Genomic DNA, 14,051 nt, shown 5'->3' on the forward strand with positions numbered 1-14,051 from the left:
AGCGGACGAAAATTTCAAAGCCAAGCGAGGATGCGCCAATTCCGTCTCTGGCGAAACCCTCGGCAAGGCCCACAATCGCCGCCGCGGGGATGCTGGCGGGCTCGCCGGCGTTCGAGGGTATTGGCGCACCGGGCCGGGTCGCGGAGAGGACGGAGTTCGATCATGTCAGATTTCACGATTTCGAGACGCACGATGCTTGCCGGTTCGGCGATGCTGCTGGCTGCCATGACATCCGGCTGGGCGCAGACGCCGAAGAAGGGCGGCCGGCTGGTGCTTGCTGCCGATTCCGAACCACGCAACCTCAACCCGGCGATCGTCGCCTCCAACGGCGTCTTCTTCATCTCCAGCAAGATCGTCGAAACGCTGGCCGAAGCCTCCTTCGACGGCAAGGACGGGCTTGCGCCACGGCTAGCGCTAAGCTGGGAAGGTGCGGCCGACGGGCTCTCCGCGACCTTCAAATTGCGCGACGGCGTCAAATGGCATGACGGCAAGCCGTTCACCTCGGCCGACGTTGCCTTCTCGGCGCTGGAGATCTGGAAGCCGCTGCAGAATCTCGGCCGCACCGTGTTCAAGGATCTGGCCAGCGTCGACACCCCTGACGATCTCACCGCCGTGTTCAAATTTGCCAGGCCGACACCGTTCCAGCTGATCCGTAACGCGCTGCCGGCGCTGAGCAGCGTGGTGCCGAAGCACATATACGAGGTCGGCAAGATCGAGGACAACCCAGCCAACAACGCGCCCATCGGCACCGGGCCGTTCAAATTCGGCGAGTACAAAGCAGGCCAATATTACCTGCTGACGAAGAACACGGATTACTGGGACAAGGACGAGCCCTATCTCGACGAGATCATCTACCAGGTGCTGCCGGATCGCACGTCCGCGGCGAGCGCACTGGAAGCCGAGGAGATCCAGCTGGCGGCCTTCTCCACCGTGCCGCTGGCCGATCTAGACCGCATCTCGAAAGTGCCGGGCCTGAAGGTGATCTCGAAGGGCTATGAGGGGCTCACCTACCAGCTCGTCGTCGAGATCAACCATCGCCGCAAGGAACTGGCCGACGTGAAAGTGCGGCAGGCGATCGCGCATGCCATCGACAAGGATTTCGTCGTCAAGACAGTGTTCCTCGGTTACGCCGCAACAGCTACCGGTCCGGTGCCGAAGAACGATCCGCAATTCTACACCGCCGACGTGCCGACCTATCCATTCGACGTCGCCAAGGCCAACACGCTGCTCGACGAAGCCGGGTACAGGAAAGGCCCGGACGGCAAGCGCTTCTCGCTGAAGCTTTTGCCCGCGCCCTACTTCAACGAGACCAAGCAATTCGGCGACTATCTGCGCCAGGCGCTGGCCGCCATCGGCATCGACGCAGAGCTGCTCAACAACGACTCGGCCGGCCACATCAAGGCCGTCTACACCGATCACGCCTTCGACCTCGCCGTCGGCCCGCCGGTGTTCCGTGGCGACCCGGCGATCTCGACCACCATTCTGGTGCAGAGCGGTATTCCCGACGGCGTGCCGTTCTCCAACCAGGGCGGCTACAAGAACGAGGCGCTCGATGCCCTCATCGCCAAGGCATCCGAGACGCTCGACACCACTGCCCGCACCGACCTCTACAAGGAGTTCCAGAAGGCGGTGGCTACCGACCTGCCGCTGATCAATGTCGCCGAATGGAGCTTTATCAGCGTCGCCCGCGACACCGTTGGGAATATCGCCAACAACCCGCGTTGGGCGGTGTCGAACTGGGCGGACACGTATCTGGAATCGTGACACAATTGCGCGGATGAGAGTTCGCGGCGAAATCGGTGTCGAGACATGGCCTAAGGCCGCGTTCCTTCACACCGGCATCCTTTTCCCATGACCCGCGCCCTCACCCTGCTCCGCCGTCGCCTCGTCGGCAGTGTCTTCGTGCTGCTGATCGTCGTCGTCGGCACCTTCCTACTGCTCGAAGCAGCCCCCGGCGATGCGGTAGACGCCTACATCGTCTCGACCGGCGGCGATGCCGGCATGATCGAGCTGTTGCGCCATCGCTGGGGCCTCGACCAGTCGGAGCTGACGCGGCTCGCCAACTATCTCTGGGCGTTGCTGCATTTCGATCTCGGCCAGTCGGTGACTTTCTCCAGGCCGATCCGCGACGTGATCCTGGAACGCCTGCCCAACACGCTGTTGCTGATGGTGAGCGCCACCGCGCTTTCCTTCGGGCTCGGCTCGGCACTCGGCATCTATGCAGGTGCCAGACCGGGCAGTTTTCGTGACCGCTTCCTGTCGATCGGATCGCTGGCGCTCTATGCCGTGCCGGGTTTCTGGCTAGGGCTGGTGCTGATCGTCATCTTTGCCGTCGACCTGCGCTGGTTGCCGATCGGCGGCATCGAAACCCTGGCATCCGACAAGACCGGCCTTGATCGCGCAGCCGACATTGCCATCCATCTCGCCCTGCCCGTTTCCGCCCTCGGCTTCATCTACCTGGCGCTCTATCTGCGCATGATGCGCGCCGGCATGGCCGAGGTCTGGCGGCAGGATTTCGTCCTGGCTGCGCGCGCCAAGGGATTGTCACGCCGCCGCATCGTGCTCGCGCACGTCGCCCGCAACGCACTGCTGCCGCTGGTCACCATGCTGGGCCTGCAATCGGCGCAGATGCTCGGCGGCAGCGTCGTCATCGAGAGCGTCTTTTCAGTACCCGGCCTCGGCCGACTGGCGCAGGAGGCAGTCGCCTCCCGCGACACGCCGCTTCTGCTTGGCATTATCCTCACCAGCGCCGTCCTGGTCATTGTCATCAACCTTCTCGTCGACATCGCCTATGCCTTCCTCGATCCGCGCGTCGGCGCGAGCGAGGCCCGCGCATGAGCCCGCTCCGCCGCTTTCTGCGCGCGCCTGAGGCGGTTGCCGGTGCGATCCTCCTCGCGGCGCTGATTGCCATGGCGCTGTCGGCATCGCTGCTGTTCCCAGGCGATCCCCAAGCTATCGCCGGCCCCGCACTGCTGCCGCCGTTCCAGGACTGGTCGCTGCCGCTCGGCACCGACCGGCTTGGCCGCGACGTGCTGGCCGAGCTTTTTCATGGCGCCCGCACATCGCTGGCCGTCGGGCTCGCGGCCGCGGCCGCCGCACTTGTCGTCGGCGCCGTGGTCGGCACGCTGGCCGGCTTTGCCGGCGGCCTCGTCGACGAGGTGCTGATGCGCATCACCGACGCCTTCCAGACGGTGCCGAGCTTCCTGCTGGCGCTGGCCTTCGTCAGCGTCGTCGGGCCTTCACTCGGCATCGTTGTGATCGCCATCGCGCTCGGCACCTGGACCGGACCTGCCAGAGTGGTCCGCGCGGAAGTCCTCTCCGTCCGCGAACGTGACTATGTCGCCGGGGCCAGGGTCATCGGCATGCACCCGCTGGCGATCGCCTTTCGCGAGGTGCTGCCCAACGCCTTGCCACCGGTGCTGGCGATGTCGTCGGTGATCGTCGCCGCCGCGATCCTCACCGAAGCGGCCTTGTCTTTCCTCGGCTTGGGCGAACCCAACCGGGTCACCTGGGGCGGCATGATAGCAGAAGGCCGCACTGTTTTGCGCACCGCACCCTTCCTGTCGATCATTCCGGGCATAGCGTTGGTTCTGACCGTGCTCGGCGTCTATCTCGCCGGTGAAGGCATCGTCGAGACAACGGCAGTCAGGAGAGGCCTTTCGTGACCGCCCTGGCTACGATCCGCGACCTGACGGTAACTTACCGCCGCGACGGCAGCGAGGTGGCGGCACTGAAGAGCGTCAGCCTCGACATCGCCGCTGGCGAACGCCTCGCCATCATCGGCGAAAGCGGCTCGGGCAAGAGCACGCTGGCACTGGCCATTGCCGGACTGCTGCCGGCGAGCGCCAGGATTGGAGGGCGGATCGATTGGTTCTCACATCCACCGCCAAGGTTGGGCACCAAGGCACCCCCCTCTGTCCTGCCGGACATCTCCCCCGCAAGGGGGGAGATTGGCAGCTTCGCCGACAGCTCCCCTTCTGCACCATTGGCGATTGGCGAGGGCCGAGATGAAGGAGCAATCTCCCCCCTTGCGGGGGAGATGTCCGGCAGGACAGAGGGGGGTACGAAGGATCGCCAGCCTAAAATCGTTCCCCTCGGCGGCCGCGACATCGGCTTCGTCTTCCAGGATCCCTCAGCCAGCCTCGACCCTGTGATGACAATCGGCAAACAGATCGCCGAAGTCGCGCGCACCCATCTCGGCCTCACATGGGCACAAGCGTATGCGAAGGCAAAAAACTTGCTGGAGCGCGTCCGCCTGCCGGACCCGGACTCGGCCTTGCGCGCCTTCCCACATCAACTCTCCGGTGGCCAGAAGCAGCGTGTGGCGATCGCCGCGGCCATCGCGGCCGGTCCGAAATTGCTGATCGCCGACGAGGCGACCAGCGCGCTCGACACCATCGTGCAGGCCGAGATCGTCGCCTTGATCCGGCACCTCGTGGCCGAGGACGGCATGACGCTGCTGTTCATCAGCCACGACATCGCGCTGGCGGCCGAGCTTGCCGAGCGCATCGCCGTTTTCCGTTATGGCCAGCTGGTCGAGCTTGGCACGACGGCGCAGATCATCAATGCACCTAGCCAAGCCTACACACGCGCGCTGCTCGACGCCCATATCGGCCTCGACACCAAGCCGTTGCTGAACCGCGCCGAGCTCCACGCATGAGCCTGCTGACCGCGTCCAACCTCACCAAACGCTACCGTCGCGACAAAAAGGCCATCGCTGCCATCGACGATGTCTCCTTTCACATCGACCCCGGCGAGACGCTGGCGCTGGCCGGGCCCTCCGGCAGCGGCAAGTCGACCATCGCGCGGCTGGTGCTGCGGCTGATCGAGCCGGACGCTGGCCGCATCAACTTCGAAGGCAATAATTTCCTGGCTTTGACTGGCGCGGCGCTGCGAGCGCGTCGCGCACGCCTGCAAATGGTGTTCCAGGATCCACTTGCCGCCTTCAACCCTCGCGCCACGGTGGCACGCGTGCTCGACGATCCCTTGCGCATCCATGGCATCGCTTCCCGCGCCGAGCGCCTGCGGCGCATCGCCGCCTTGCTGGAGCGTGTCGGGCTGACGGCCGACCTTGCCGCCCGCGCCATCCATGAAATCTCCGGTGGCCAGCGGCAGCGCGTCGCCATTGCGCGCGCCATCGCGACGAAACCGTCGCTGATCGTGCTCGACGAAGCGGTGTCGGCGCTCGACGTTTCCGTGCGCGGACAGATCCTCGACCTGTTGCTTGACCTGCAACGCCAGGAACAGATTGCCTATCTCTTCATTTCACATGATCTCGGCGTTATCAGCGCCATCGCCCACCGCGTCGTGCTTCTCGACGCCGGGCGGATTGCCGAGAGCGGCGATGCCCGAACCGTCATCGGCGCACCGCAATCGGCCATCGGCAAGGCGCTGGTGGCGGCCGCACCGAGATTGAACCGGACCACACAGGACGCATCATGACCGACCCCGAAGCCAGAGCCGAGAAACTGTCGCGCGAACTCGATTCCGCCTTTCGCAACCGAGCCGATCTGTACCGCCTGTTCCTCGAGGAACTAACCGGAGAGCTGGGCGCCAAAAAGGCCGAAGCGGTCATGATCCGCGCCATCGAACAGCGCGGCAAGGAAGTGGCCGCAGCCGCCTTCGCCGGCTTCGGCCCCAATGACGCACGCGCGATCGGCGAGGCCTTCCTGGCCGTCAGTCCGGATGGCGGCCTGATGTACCCGACCGATGTCGAACGCAGCGATGATCGCATCGCCTTCAAAGTGAAGCGCTGCCCCCTGAAAGACGCCTGGGTCGAGGCTGGGGTCGGCGATGAAAAGCTCACCACGCTCTGCCGTATTGCCGGCGCCTTTGACCGCGGCCTGTTCGAGGCGACCGGCGTGCGTTTCGACAATGTCACCTGGACACCAGGCCACGGCTCCGGCTGCTGTCATATCGCTTTGACAGACAGGGCCAGCACAGATGATGGACACACCTCACCGAACTGAAGGGCATTGGCGACGCCGACGCCGTTTGGAAGGAAGCCGGACAAGGTGACAGCGGGCTCCTTCCTTGCTCTGATCGAGCAAACGAATCGGCGGCCGGCGCCTCATTGAGGAAATACTACGATGCATGTCGTGACATTGCTGAAAGCGGACATGTTCGACGTCGAGATCGACGGCAAGCCGGCTTCGATCACGGACGCCTTGCCGAACTGGAACCCGCATGACCGTTTCGGGCTGGTAATCGACGATGCGCTTGGCGGCATCGGCGCGACCCATCTGCTGCAGATCGCCATCACCTCGTTCTACGACGTCAAGCCGAGCCGTCGCACCGAGCTGACGGTCTACCCGGAAATCTATGCCTTCCATATCGGCAAGGGCCATGGCGCGCACGCGCCTTATGATTTCTGGCCGGCCCGGCGCGAAGTCATCACCTCGCTCGATCATCGCGAGGTGCTCGACGCCATCAATGATCGCGGAATCACCCGGCTGGCCGTCCCCGATCGCCAGCCGCGCGAGGTCGTGCACCGGCCGAAGGAAGTCGACGCGGCGCTCGACCGCATCGCCTCGGCATTCGTCTACAGCCCGTCAGGCCGGGTATCGGATTCCGACCTCGCCATTTCAGGCAACGACAGGCGAACTGAATACAATCCCAACAGCGCCTTGCGGCCTCGCTACACCGACAGCCGGCCGGCTTCGGTTTCGACGGCGGCTAAGCCGGTCAAGGAAGTCGATCCGTCCTATCAGGAGTGGCTCCGCAAGCGCGAGCACGACCTGACCAGCGAGGAACGCGCCTTCGTTGAACGCCGCCGCGAGGCGCTGAGACAAGACGGCCTCGTCACCGAGACCTACCGGCGCGTCGGCGTCCGCGAAGCCTTGGCGCGCCTGGCGTCGGCCGGCCTCGATTGAGACCCGGCCGACGCCTGTTCGATCAATAGCCGACGGTGAAGCGCTGCCGGACATGGGCAGGCTTCTCGATCTCGTCGACCATGACGATGGCGTAGTCCTCGAAGGAAATGCTGCTGCCGTTGGCCGAGGCGAGAAGCGTGTCCTTGCCGAGACGGAATGTGCCGGTGCGCTCGCCCGGACTGAACACGGCGGATGGCGACAGGAACGTCCAGTCGAGATCGTCAACGGTCTTCAGTTTGTCGAGGAAGTCGGCACCCTTCTGCGCTTCGGCCTTGTAGATATCAGGGAATTCGGGGGTATCGACCAACCGCTTGCCGGGCGCGACTTCGAGACTGCCGGCGCCGCCGACGATGAGATAGCGCTTCACTCCGGAGGCACGCACGGCGGCAATCAGCGTATCGGCGTCGCTGTCGAGAAAATGCACCGAACTGATCACCACATCATGGCCGCGGATCAGGTCAGCGAGACCTTCCTTATCGAAAATATCGCCCTTCCTAGCGGTCACACCCGGGAGGGCGGCGATCTTTTCCGGGTTGCGCGCAATTCCGGTGACCGTGTGGCCACGATCGGAGAGTTCTTTGAGAAGGCGCGAGCCGACCGCGCCGGATGCACCAATGAGAGCGACTTTTGCCATGTCTTTTCAGTTTCCTTGTTGAAGGTTTGCTGGGGATCACGCCGCCGCGATATGAGCGACGAGATTGTCGAAGCTGCCGAACAGCGCGTTCGAACCGATGAGCCGGGGCGCATCGTTGCGGATGACCGCCAGCGAAGGCACGCCATCGGCATGCAGGCGCTGGAACAGCGAGCGGCCTCGGCCGACCAACTCGCGGTGCGCCGTCAGCAATGTCTCGGTCGGCGCCTTGAGCATCTCGGCGGCGTCTGCCATGCCGGCGGCGGCGAGCACCTCGGCCACACCGCCGATCGTCACGACATCGCGTCCTTCCACGTAGCGCGCCTGCTGAATCGCCTTCAACGCGGCAAGCCGGCGGCTGGGATCTTCCAGGCCGGCGGCGCTGACGCTGAGCGTGGCGGCGTGCGAGTCGAGCAGGGTCCCGCTGATATCGAGGACATTGTGTCGGTAGGCCGGCGTGAACACTTGTCCGGTTAGGCGCTCGATGCGCTGGTCGTTCGCCCAGGCGTGTGCGGCAAAACCTTCATCCATCGGACGCGCGCCGGCACCGGAGAACAGGCCGGTTGGCAGCAGCTCGACGCGCAGGCCGCTGGCCAACAGTCTGTCGAGCATCGGGATGGCGCCATAGCACCAGCCGCAGAGCGGATCAAAAAGATAGGTCACTTCTGAGTTGCTCATAATTGCGCTATCCTTGGTCCGGCTGCTTCGTCGAATGCCTTGGCTCACATGTGGCAGACGGCGGTCTTGCGAAAAATAGCCCTCAATAATACAAACTGTCTGATCCAATCAGACAAAGGCTGCCTCCTTGGCCGAACTTCTGAACCTCAACCGGCTGGCCTATTTCACCACGGTGATGGAAACCGGCTCGTTCACCGCGGCGGCCGACCGGCTTGGCGTCGCCAAGGCCGTGGTCAGCCATCAGATCGGCAAGCTCGAGGAGGAACTGGGCGCAACGCTGCTGCAACGCACGACACGGCGTGTCACGCCGACCGAAGAGGGCCGCCTGTTCTATGACCGCGCTATGATCATCCTGCGGGAAGCGGAGGCGGCCTATGGCGAAATCTCGCGCGGAGCCGTCGAACCGAGCGGAACGCTGCGACTGACCGCGCCCCTCGACTACGGCACCAAGATCGTGGCCCCGGTCATGGCGGCCTATCTCAGAACCTATCCGCATATACGCGTCGAGGCGATCTTCGACGATGCGGTAAGCAATCTGGTGGACGAGCAGATCGATCTCGGCATCCGCGTCGGCTGGCTCACCGATTCCTCGAACCAGGCGCGGCGCCTGGGCACGATACGGCAGACCGTGGTGGCGAGCCCTGGCTTCGCGGCAACCCTGCCTCCCGACGTGACGCCGCGCCAGGCAAGATCGCTGGCCTGGGTCGGCAACGCACAACTACGCGGCATCGGCCAATGGCTGTTTTCCAGGGATAGCGAAACGGTGCCGACCGAACTCAATCCGATCGTCATGTGCGACAAGAGCCCCGCCGCTCTGGCTTGCGTGCTCGCCGGCATCGGGCTTGGCGTGTTCCCGGATTACAGCGTCAGCGACGATATCGCCGAAGGGCGGCTGGTGCCGGTGTTTGCCGACTGGAGCTTGCCGACCGGCGGCATCCACGCCGTCTTTCCACCGGCCCGGTTCCGGCCCGCCAAGGTGCGCGCCTTCGTCGATCTGCTCGCGGCCGCCGAGAAAAGGCGATCGCGCGGCGTTGCCCTGGCTTGAAGTCGATGGCTGTCAGCGAGACTCCTGCAGGATCATCTCGGATGCCTTTTCCGCGATCATGACGACCGGAGAGTTGGTGTTGCCCGAAACGATTGTCGGCATGATCGAGGCATCGACCACGCGCAGTCCGGCAAGCCCTTGAACACGCAGCCGGTCGTCGACCACCGCCATCGAGTCCGAACCCATCTTGCAGGTGCCGACCGGGTGGAAGATCGTCGTGCCGATATCGCCGGCCTTGCGGATGAGGTCCTCGTCGCTGTCATACTGCGCGCCGGGCAGCATCTCTTCCGGCGCAAAGCGCGCCACGGCCCGGGCCTTCATCAGACCGCGGACATGGCGCAGCGAAGCGATGGCCACGCTGCGGTCCCCCTCGGTGGAAAGATAGTTCGGCCGGATCTTCGCCGCCTCATGCGGGTCGGACGATCCCATATGCACGGTACCCCGGCTTTCCGGGCGCAGATTGCAGACCGATACCGTCACCGCGGGAAAGCGATGCAGCGGCTCGCCCAGCCGGTCGGTGCTCAGCGGCTGCACATGATATTCGAGATCAGGTGTTTCGAGGCGCGGATCGCTCCTGGCGAAGATGCCGAGCTGGCTTGGCGCCATCGACAGCGGCCCGCTGCGCTTGAGCGCGTATTCCAGCCCCATCGACGCACGGCTGACCGGATTGTGGTAGCGCTGGTTGAGCGTTGCAGTGTTGGCGACTTTGAAGACGGTGCGGATCTGCAAATGGTCCTGCAGGTTTTCACCGACGCCCGGCAAGGCGTGACGGACATCCACGCCGATGCTCGAAAGCAGGTCGGGGTGACCCACCCCGGACAGTTCGAGCAGCTTCGGCGAGTTGATGGCGCCGGCGGCGAGAATGGTCTGGCCGGCTGACACGCGATGCAGGCCACCGTCTTTTCGGAAGACCAGTCCGGTTGCGCGCCGGCCTTCGAATTCGAGCCGCATGGTCTCCGCGCCGAGCACCACGCGCAGGTTCTTGCGCGCCGCTATGCCGCGCAAGAACGCCTTCGAGGTGTTCCAGCGCACGCCCTTCCTCTGGTTGACCTCGAAATAACCCGAGCCTTCATTGGTGCCGGTGTTGAAGTCATCGGTGCGCGGAATGCCGAGTTCCTCGGCCGCGTCCCGGAATGCGTCGAGGATCGGCCATGACAGGCGCTGCCGTTCGACCCGCCACTCGCCGCCGCTTCCGTGCATGACGCCCTTGCCGCCGTGATAATCTTCCGATTTGAGGAAGTAAGGCAGGACGTCGTCCCAGCCCCAGCCGGCATTGCCGGCTTGACGCCAGCCATCATAGTCGGCTGCCTGGCCGCGCATGTAGATCATGCCGTTGATCGATGAACAGCCGCCAAGCACCTTGCCGCGCGGATAGTTGAGGCTGCGTCCGTTGAGACCGGCTTCCGGCTCGGTCTTCATCATCCAGTCGGTCCGCGGGTTGCCCATGCAGAAGAGGTAGCCGATCGGGATATCGACCCAGTGATAACGGTCGCTGCCGCCGGCTTCGAGCAACAGCACACTGTTGCGCGGATCGGCGGAGAGCCGGTTGGCGAGCACGCAGCCGGCGGAGCCGGCACCGACGATGACGTAATCATAACTGCCGAACGGGGACGGTGAAGCTTCGCTCACGTGCGTGCCTGCTGTGCGGCGATGCGCTCCCGCATCGGGGTCATCGCCTGGTTGATCTCGCCGTAGAGTCGATACCGCCGTGCGTATGCGTCGGCAACCGCCTCGTCAGGCACAAAGTGTCGGGCGGCGGCCGTCATGGCGGCCGCACCGGCGCTGTAGTCAACGAATATGCCAACACCGGTGCCCGCCGCGATCGCCGCCCCCCAGGGCTCCGGTCTCGCGGCTGCGCGCCACGGTAACGGGAACGCCGAGCACATCGGCGAAGATCTTCGGCCACACGCTGCTGCGCGAGCCGCCGCCAGACAGCACCACGCTGTCGAATTCGGCGCCTGCCCGATGCAAGGTCTCGACATGGCGCTTGTGCTCGAAGGCGACGCCCTCGAACAGCGCACGCGGCAGATGTGCCCGGCCGTGCCAGCCGGCGATACCGTAGAAGCCGGCGCGCGCATGGCCATTCGGCCATTCCGCTGCGAGCAGTACAGGAAGGGATGATAGATCGGAATGTCGCTGTTCGGATCGACGGAAGCGACGAGTTCGCTGCACAATTCGAACGGCGAGGCCCTGTCGCTTTTGGCGGCGAAGCGGAGGTGGAATGTTGGCGTGACGTTCGCGGTGAGCTGATCGCCGGCCGCGCCTTCATAGTCTGGCCCGGTCTCATGTTGGTGGCGTCTGCTCGGCTTGCAGCGTGACGCTCTCTCCATGTCGTTAGGAATCCTGCGTTGGGCGGCAGGGCGGACGCACGGACGAGCATAAGCCGCTTCCGGTCAGCGACATGGGGATTGATCATGAAGGCTTTCCGGCCGGCTCGTTCCGAGAAGCCCCAAACGCAAACAGCCCGCCGGCGTGGTGCCTGGCGGGCTGTTTTGGATTTGGTTGCGGGGACAGGATTTGAACCTGTGACCTTCAGGTTATGAGCCTGACGAGCTACCGGGCTGCTCCACCCCGCGTCAACCTTGGCTGTAAGCGCAAGCCTACGAATAGGATGGCCTACAAATAGGTATATGGCTCGCCAAATGAAAGGGCCGCTTGCGCGGCCCGGGCTTCCCTTGGCGGGCCTTATGCATGTCGCCCAAAGTGCTTGGCGGTTTTGGGGCAACGACATGCATCAACAAAAGTAAGGAGAAGATTTCCCTGCATCCGATTTGGATGTGAGACTGAACGTGCGTTTAGCAGACCTGGCAGCGACCTACTCTCCCGCGTCTTGAGACGAAGTACCATCAGCGCTGGAGCGTTTCACGGCCGAGTTCGGAATGGGATCGGGTGCAGCCGCTCCGCCATAACCACCAGGTCGGCAAAACGCACGTTGTTCGAGAAGCTGAGTTAGGGATTAGGCAGTAGGGAATAGTGAGTAGGAGATACCTGCTCGCTATAAGCATGCGCCATTTGCCCGTCTTTCCGTGCCAAGGCGACGTTTTCTACAGGGCGCTTCGGGCATAAGCCCGCAAGCGCGACTGCGCGTCGCCGGTTTTCCGGCGCCCTCGCGGAGCATAGGCCCCGGAGGGGCCGCTCATGCGTGAGCGCTGGTAAGACCATTTGACTTCGTCAAATGGGCATAAGGAATGAGAACGATCAAGCCGATCGAACTATTAGTACCGGTAAGCTTCAAGCGTTGCCGCTCTTCCACACCCGGCCTATCAACGTGGTCGTCTTCCACGGTTCTCAGGGAATACTCGTTTTAAGGTGGGTTTCCCGCTTAGATGCCTTCAGCGGTTATCCCGTCCGGATATAGCTACCCTGCTATGCGGCTGGCGCCACAACAGGTCCACCAGAGATCCGTCCATCCCGGTCCTCTCGTACTAGGGACAGATCCTTTCAATATTCCTACACCCACGGCAGATAGGGACCGAACTGTCTCACGACGTTCTGAACCCAACTCACGTACCGCTTTAAATGGCGAACAGCCATACCCTTGGGACCTGCTCCAGCCCCAGGATGCGATGAGTCGACATCGAGGTGCCAAACAACCCCGTCGATATGGACTCTTGGGGGTCATCAGCCTGTTATCCCCGGCGTACCTTTTATCCGTTGAGCGATGGCCCTTCCACGCGGGACCACCGGATCACTATGACCGACTTTCGTCTCTGCTCGACTTGTCAGTCTCGCAGTCAGGCAGGCTTATGCCATTGCACTCAGCGAACGATTTCCGACCGTTCTGAGCCCACCATCGCGCGCCTCCGTTACTCTTTAGGAGGCGACCGCCCCAGTCAAACTACCCACCATACATTGTCCCGGACCCGGATAACGGGCCGCGGTTAGACATCCATAGTAATAAGGGTGGTATTTCAAGGGTGGCTCCACCTGAGCTGGCGCCCAGGTTTCAAAGCCTACCACCTATCCTACACATGCCACTACGAATGCCAATGTAAAGCTATAGTAAAGGTGCACGGGGTCTTTCCGTCTAACCGCAGGAACCCCGCATCTTCACGGGGAATTCAATTTCACTGAGTCTATGCTGGAGACAGCGGGGAAGTCGTTACGCCATTCGTGCAGGTCGGAACTTACCCGACAAGGAATTTCGCTACCTTAGGACCGTTATAGTTACGGCCGCCGTTTACTGGGGCTTCGATTCAGAGCTTGCACCCCTCCTCTTAACCTTCCAGCACCGGGCAGGCGTCAGACCCTATACGTCGTCTTGCGACTTCGCAGAGCCCTGTGTTTTTGATAAACAGTCGCTACCCCCTGGTCTGTGCCACCCTCCTCTACTTGCGTAGAAAAGGGTCACGCTTCTTCCGAAGTTACGCGTGCAATTTGCCGAGTTCCTTCAGCATAGTTCTCTCAAGCGCCTTGGTATACTCTACCAGACCACCAGTGTCGGTTTCGGGTACGGTTTATAAGGAGGAGCTATTTCCTGGAACCACGCAGCAGCCCGTTCAATCCGATAAGATTGGACTACCTCAATGATCCGTCACTACCTCCAAGCCCACGAATATTAACGTGGTTCCCATCGACTACGCGTTTCCGCCTCGTCTTAGGGGCCGGCTAACCCTGCTCAGATTAGCTTTAAGCAGGAACCCTTGGTCTTTCGGCGGGGGAGTCTCTCACTCCCCTTACGTTACTCATGTCAGCATTCGCACTTCTGATACCTCCACCACCCCTCACGGGTATGGCTTCATCAGCTTACAGAACGCTCCGCTACCGCTTGGCCCTTGCGGACCAAACCCTAAGCTTCGGTGTATGGCTTTAGCCCCGTTACATT

Annotated in this window: 11 protein-coding genes, 1 tRNA gene, 2 rRNA genes and 1 pseudogene (1 of these 15 cut by a window edge); 8 read left to right on the top strand and 7 right to left on the bottom strand. The window is 63.1% G+C overall.

What is annotated here, in order from left to right:
* Window positions 1–162 precede the first annotated feature (162 nt).
* The 7 genes from NKG99_RS12280 to NKG99_RS12310 all read left to right on the top strand — a co-directional run bounded on the left by NKG99_RS12280 (window position 163) and on the right by NKG99_RS12310 (window position 6,872).
* Window positions 163–1,764: an ABC transporter substrate-binding protein gene (locus tag NKG99_RS12280; protein WP_352867736.1), complete on the top strand. Its 1,602-nt coding sequence runs from the start codon at window positions 163–165 to the stop codon at window positions 1,762–1,764.
* A gap of 87 nt (window positions 1,765–1,851) precedes the next feature.
* Entirely contained in the window at window positions 1,852–2,838 is a 987-nt protein-coding gene (locus NKG99_RS12285; protein ID WP_352867740.1) for an ABC transporter permease, read from the top strand.
* The gene (locus NKG99_RS12290; protein WP_352867742.1) at window positions 2,835–3,665 is read left to right on the top strand and encodes an ABC transporter permease; all 831 of its coding nucleotides are present in this window, start codon (window positions 2,835–2,837) and stop codon (window positions 3,663–3,665) included. The genes NKG99_RS12285 and NKG99_RS12290 overlap by 4 nt, the downstream gene beginning before the upstream one ends.
* Window positions 3,662–4,660, top strand: a complete 999-nt coding sequence (locus tag NKG99_RS12295) for an ABC transporter ATP-binding protein (protein WP_352867744.1) — start codon at window positions 3,662–3,664, stop codon at window positions 4,658–4,660. Before NKG99_RS12290 ends, NKG99_RS12295 begins: the two co-directional genes overlap by 4 nt.
* Window positions 4,657–5,442 (top strand): ATP-binding cassette domain-containing protein, encoded by a 786-nt coding sequence (locus NKG99_RS12300; protein ID WP_352867745.1) that lies wholly within the window; start codon window positions 4,657–4,659, stop codon window positions 5,440–5,442. Before NKG99_RS12295 ends, NKG99_RS12300 begins: the two co-directional genes overlap by 4 nt.
* Window positions 5,439–5,969 carry an L-2-amino-thiazoline-4-carboxylic acid hydrolase gene (locus NKG99_RS12305; protein WP_352867747.1) on the top strand — a complete coding sequence of 177 codons (531 nt, stop codon included), beginning with the start codon at window positions 5,439–5,441 and terminating at the stop codon, window positions 5,967–5,969. Before NKG99_RS12300 ends, NKG99_RS12305 begins: the two co-directional genes overlap by 4 nt.
* 120 nt (window positions 5,970–6,089) lie before the next feature.
* A complete protein-coding gene (locus NKG99_RS12310; protein WP_352867749.1) occupies window positions 6,090–6,872 on the top strand; it encodes a hypothetical protein in 783 nt (260 codons plus the stop codon).
* 22 nt (window positions 6,873–6,894) lie between these two features.
* On the opposite strand, the gene NKG99_RS12315 is transcribed toward NKG99_RS12310, so the two are convergent.
* Together NKG99_RS12315 and NKG99_RS12320 are read right to left on the bottom strand one after the other, a co-directional pair.
* Window positions 6,895–7,506, bottom strand: coding sequence for an NAD(P)-dependent oxidoreductase (locus tag NKG99_RS12315; protein ID WP_352867750.1), 612 nt, complete (start codon window positions 7,504–7,506; stop codon window positions 6,895–6,897).
* A 36-nt stretch (window positions 7,507–7,542) separates the two neighbouring features.
* On the bottom strand, window positions 7,543–8,181 hold the full coding sequence (locus tag NKG99_RS12320; RefSeq protein ID WP_352867752.1) for a DsbA family protein: 639 nt from the start codon (window positions 8,179–8,181) through the stop codon (window positions 7,543–7,545).
* A gap of 127 nt (window positions 8,182–8,308) precedes the next feature.
* Here NKG99_RS12320 and NKG99_RS12325 point away from each other — a divergent pair, with 127 nt between their 5' ends.
* A complete protein-coding gene (locus NKG99_RS12325) occupies window positions 8,309–9,226 on the top strand; it encodes a LysR family transcriptional regulator (RefSeq protein ID WP_352867753.1) in 918 nt (305 codons plus the stop codon).
* 12 nt (window positions 9,227–9,238) lie between these two features.
* Here NKG99_RS12325 and NKG99_RS12330 read toward each other — a convergent pair whose 3' ends face one another.
* The 5 genes and pseudogenes from NKG99_RS12330 to NKG99_RS12350 form a co-directional block, all read right to left on the bottom strand.
* The gene (locus NKG99_RS12330) at window positions 9,239–10,855 is read right to left on the bottom strand and encodes a GMC family oxidoreductase (protein ID WP_352867755.1); all 1,617 of its coding nucleotides are present in this window, start codon (window positions 10,853–10,855) and stop codon (window positions 9,239–9,241) included.
* Window positions 10,852–11,424: pseudogene (locus tag NKG99_RS12335) on the bottom strand (FGGY-family carbohydrate kinase); the annotation flags it as partial. The gene NKG99_RS12330 and the pseudogene NKG99_RS12335, both read right to left, overlap by 4 nt.
* 301 nt (window positions 11,425–11,725) lie before the next feature.
* Window positions 11,726–11,802, bottom strand: a tRNA-Met gene (locus NKG99_RS12340).
* A gap of 226 nt (window positions 11,803–12,028) precedes the next feature.
* Window positions 12,029–12,143 (bottom strand): 5S ribosomal RNA (gene rrf, locus NKG99_RS12345).
* A 277-nt stretch (window positions 12,144–12,420) separates the two neighbouring features.
* Window positions 12,421–14,051: ribosomal RNA gene (locus NKG99_RS12350) — 23S ribosomal RNA — on the bottom strand; it runs 1,191 nt beyond the window's last position.

Source organism: Mesorhizobium sp. M1409 (genome assembly GCF_040317535.1).
Lineage (GTDB): Bacteria > Pseudomonadota > Alphaproteobacteria > Rhizobiales > Rhizobiaceae > Mesorhizobium.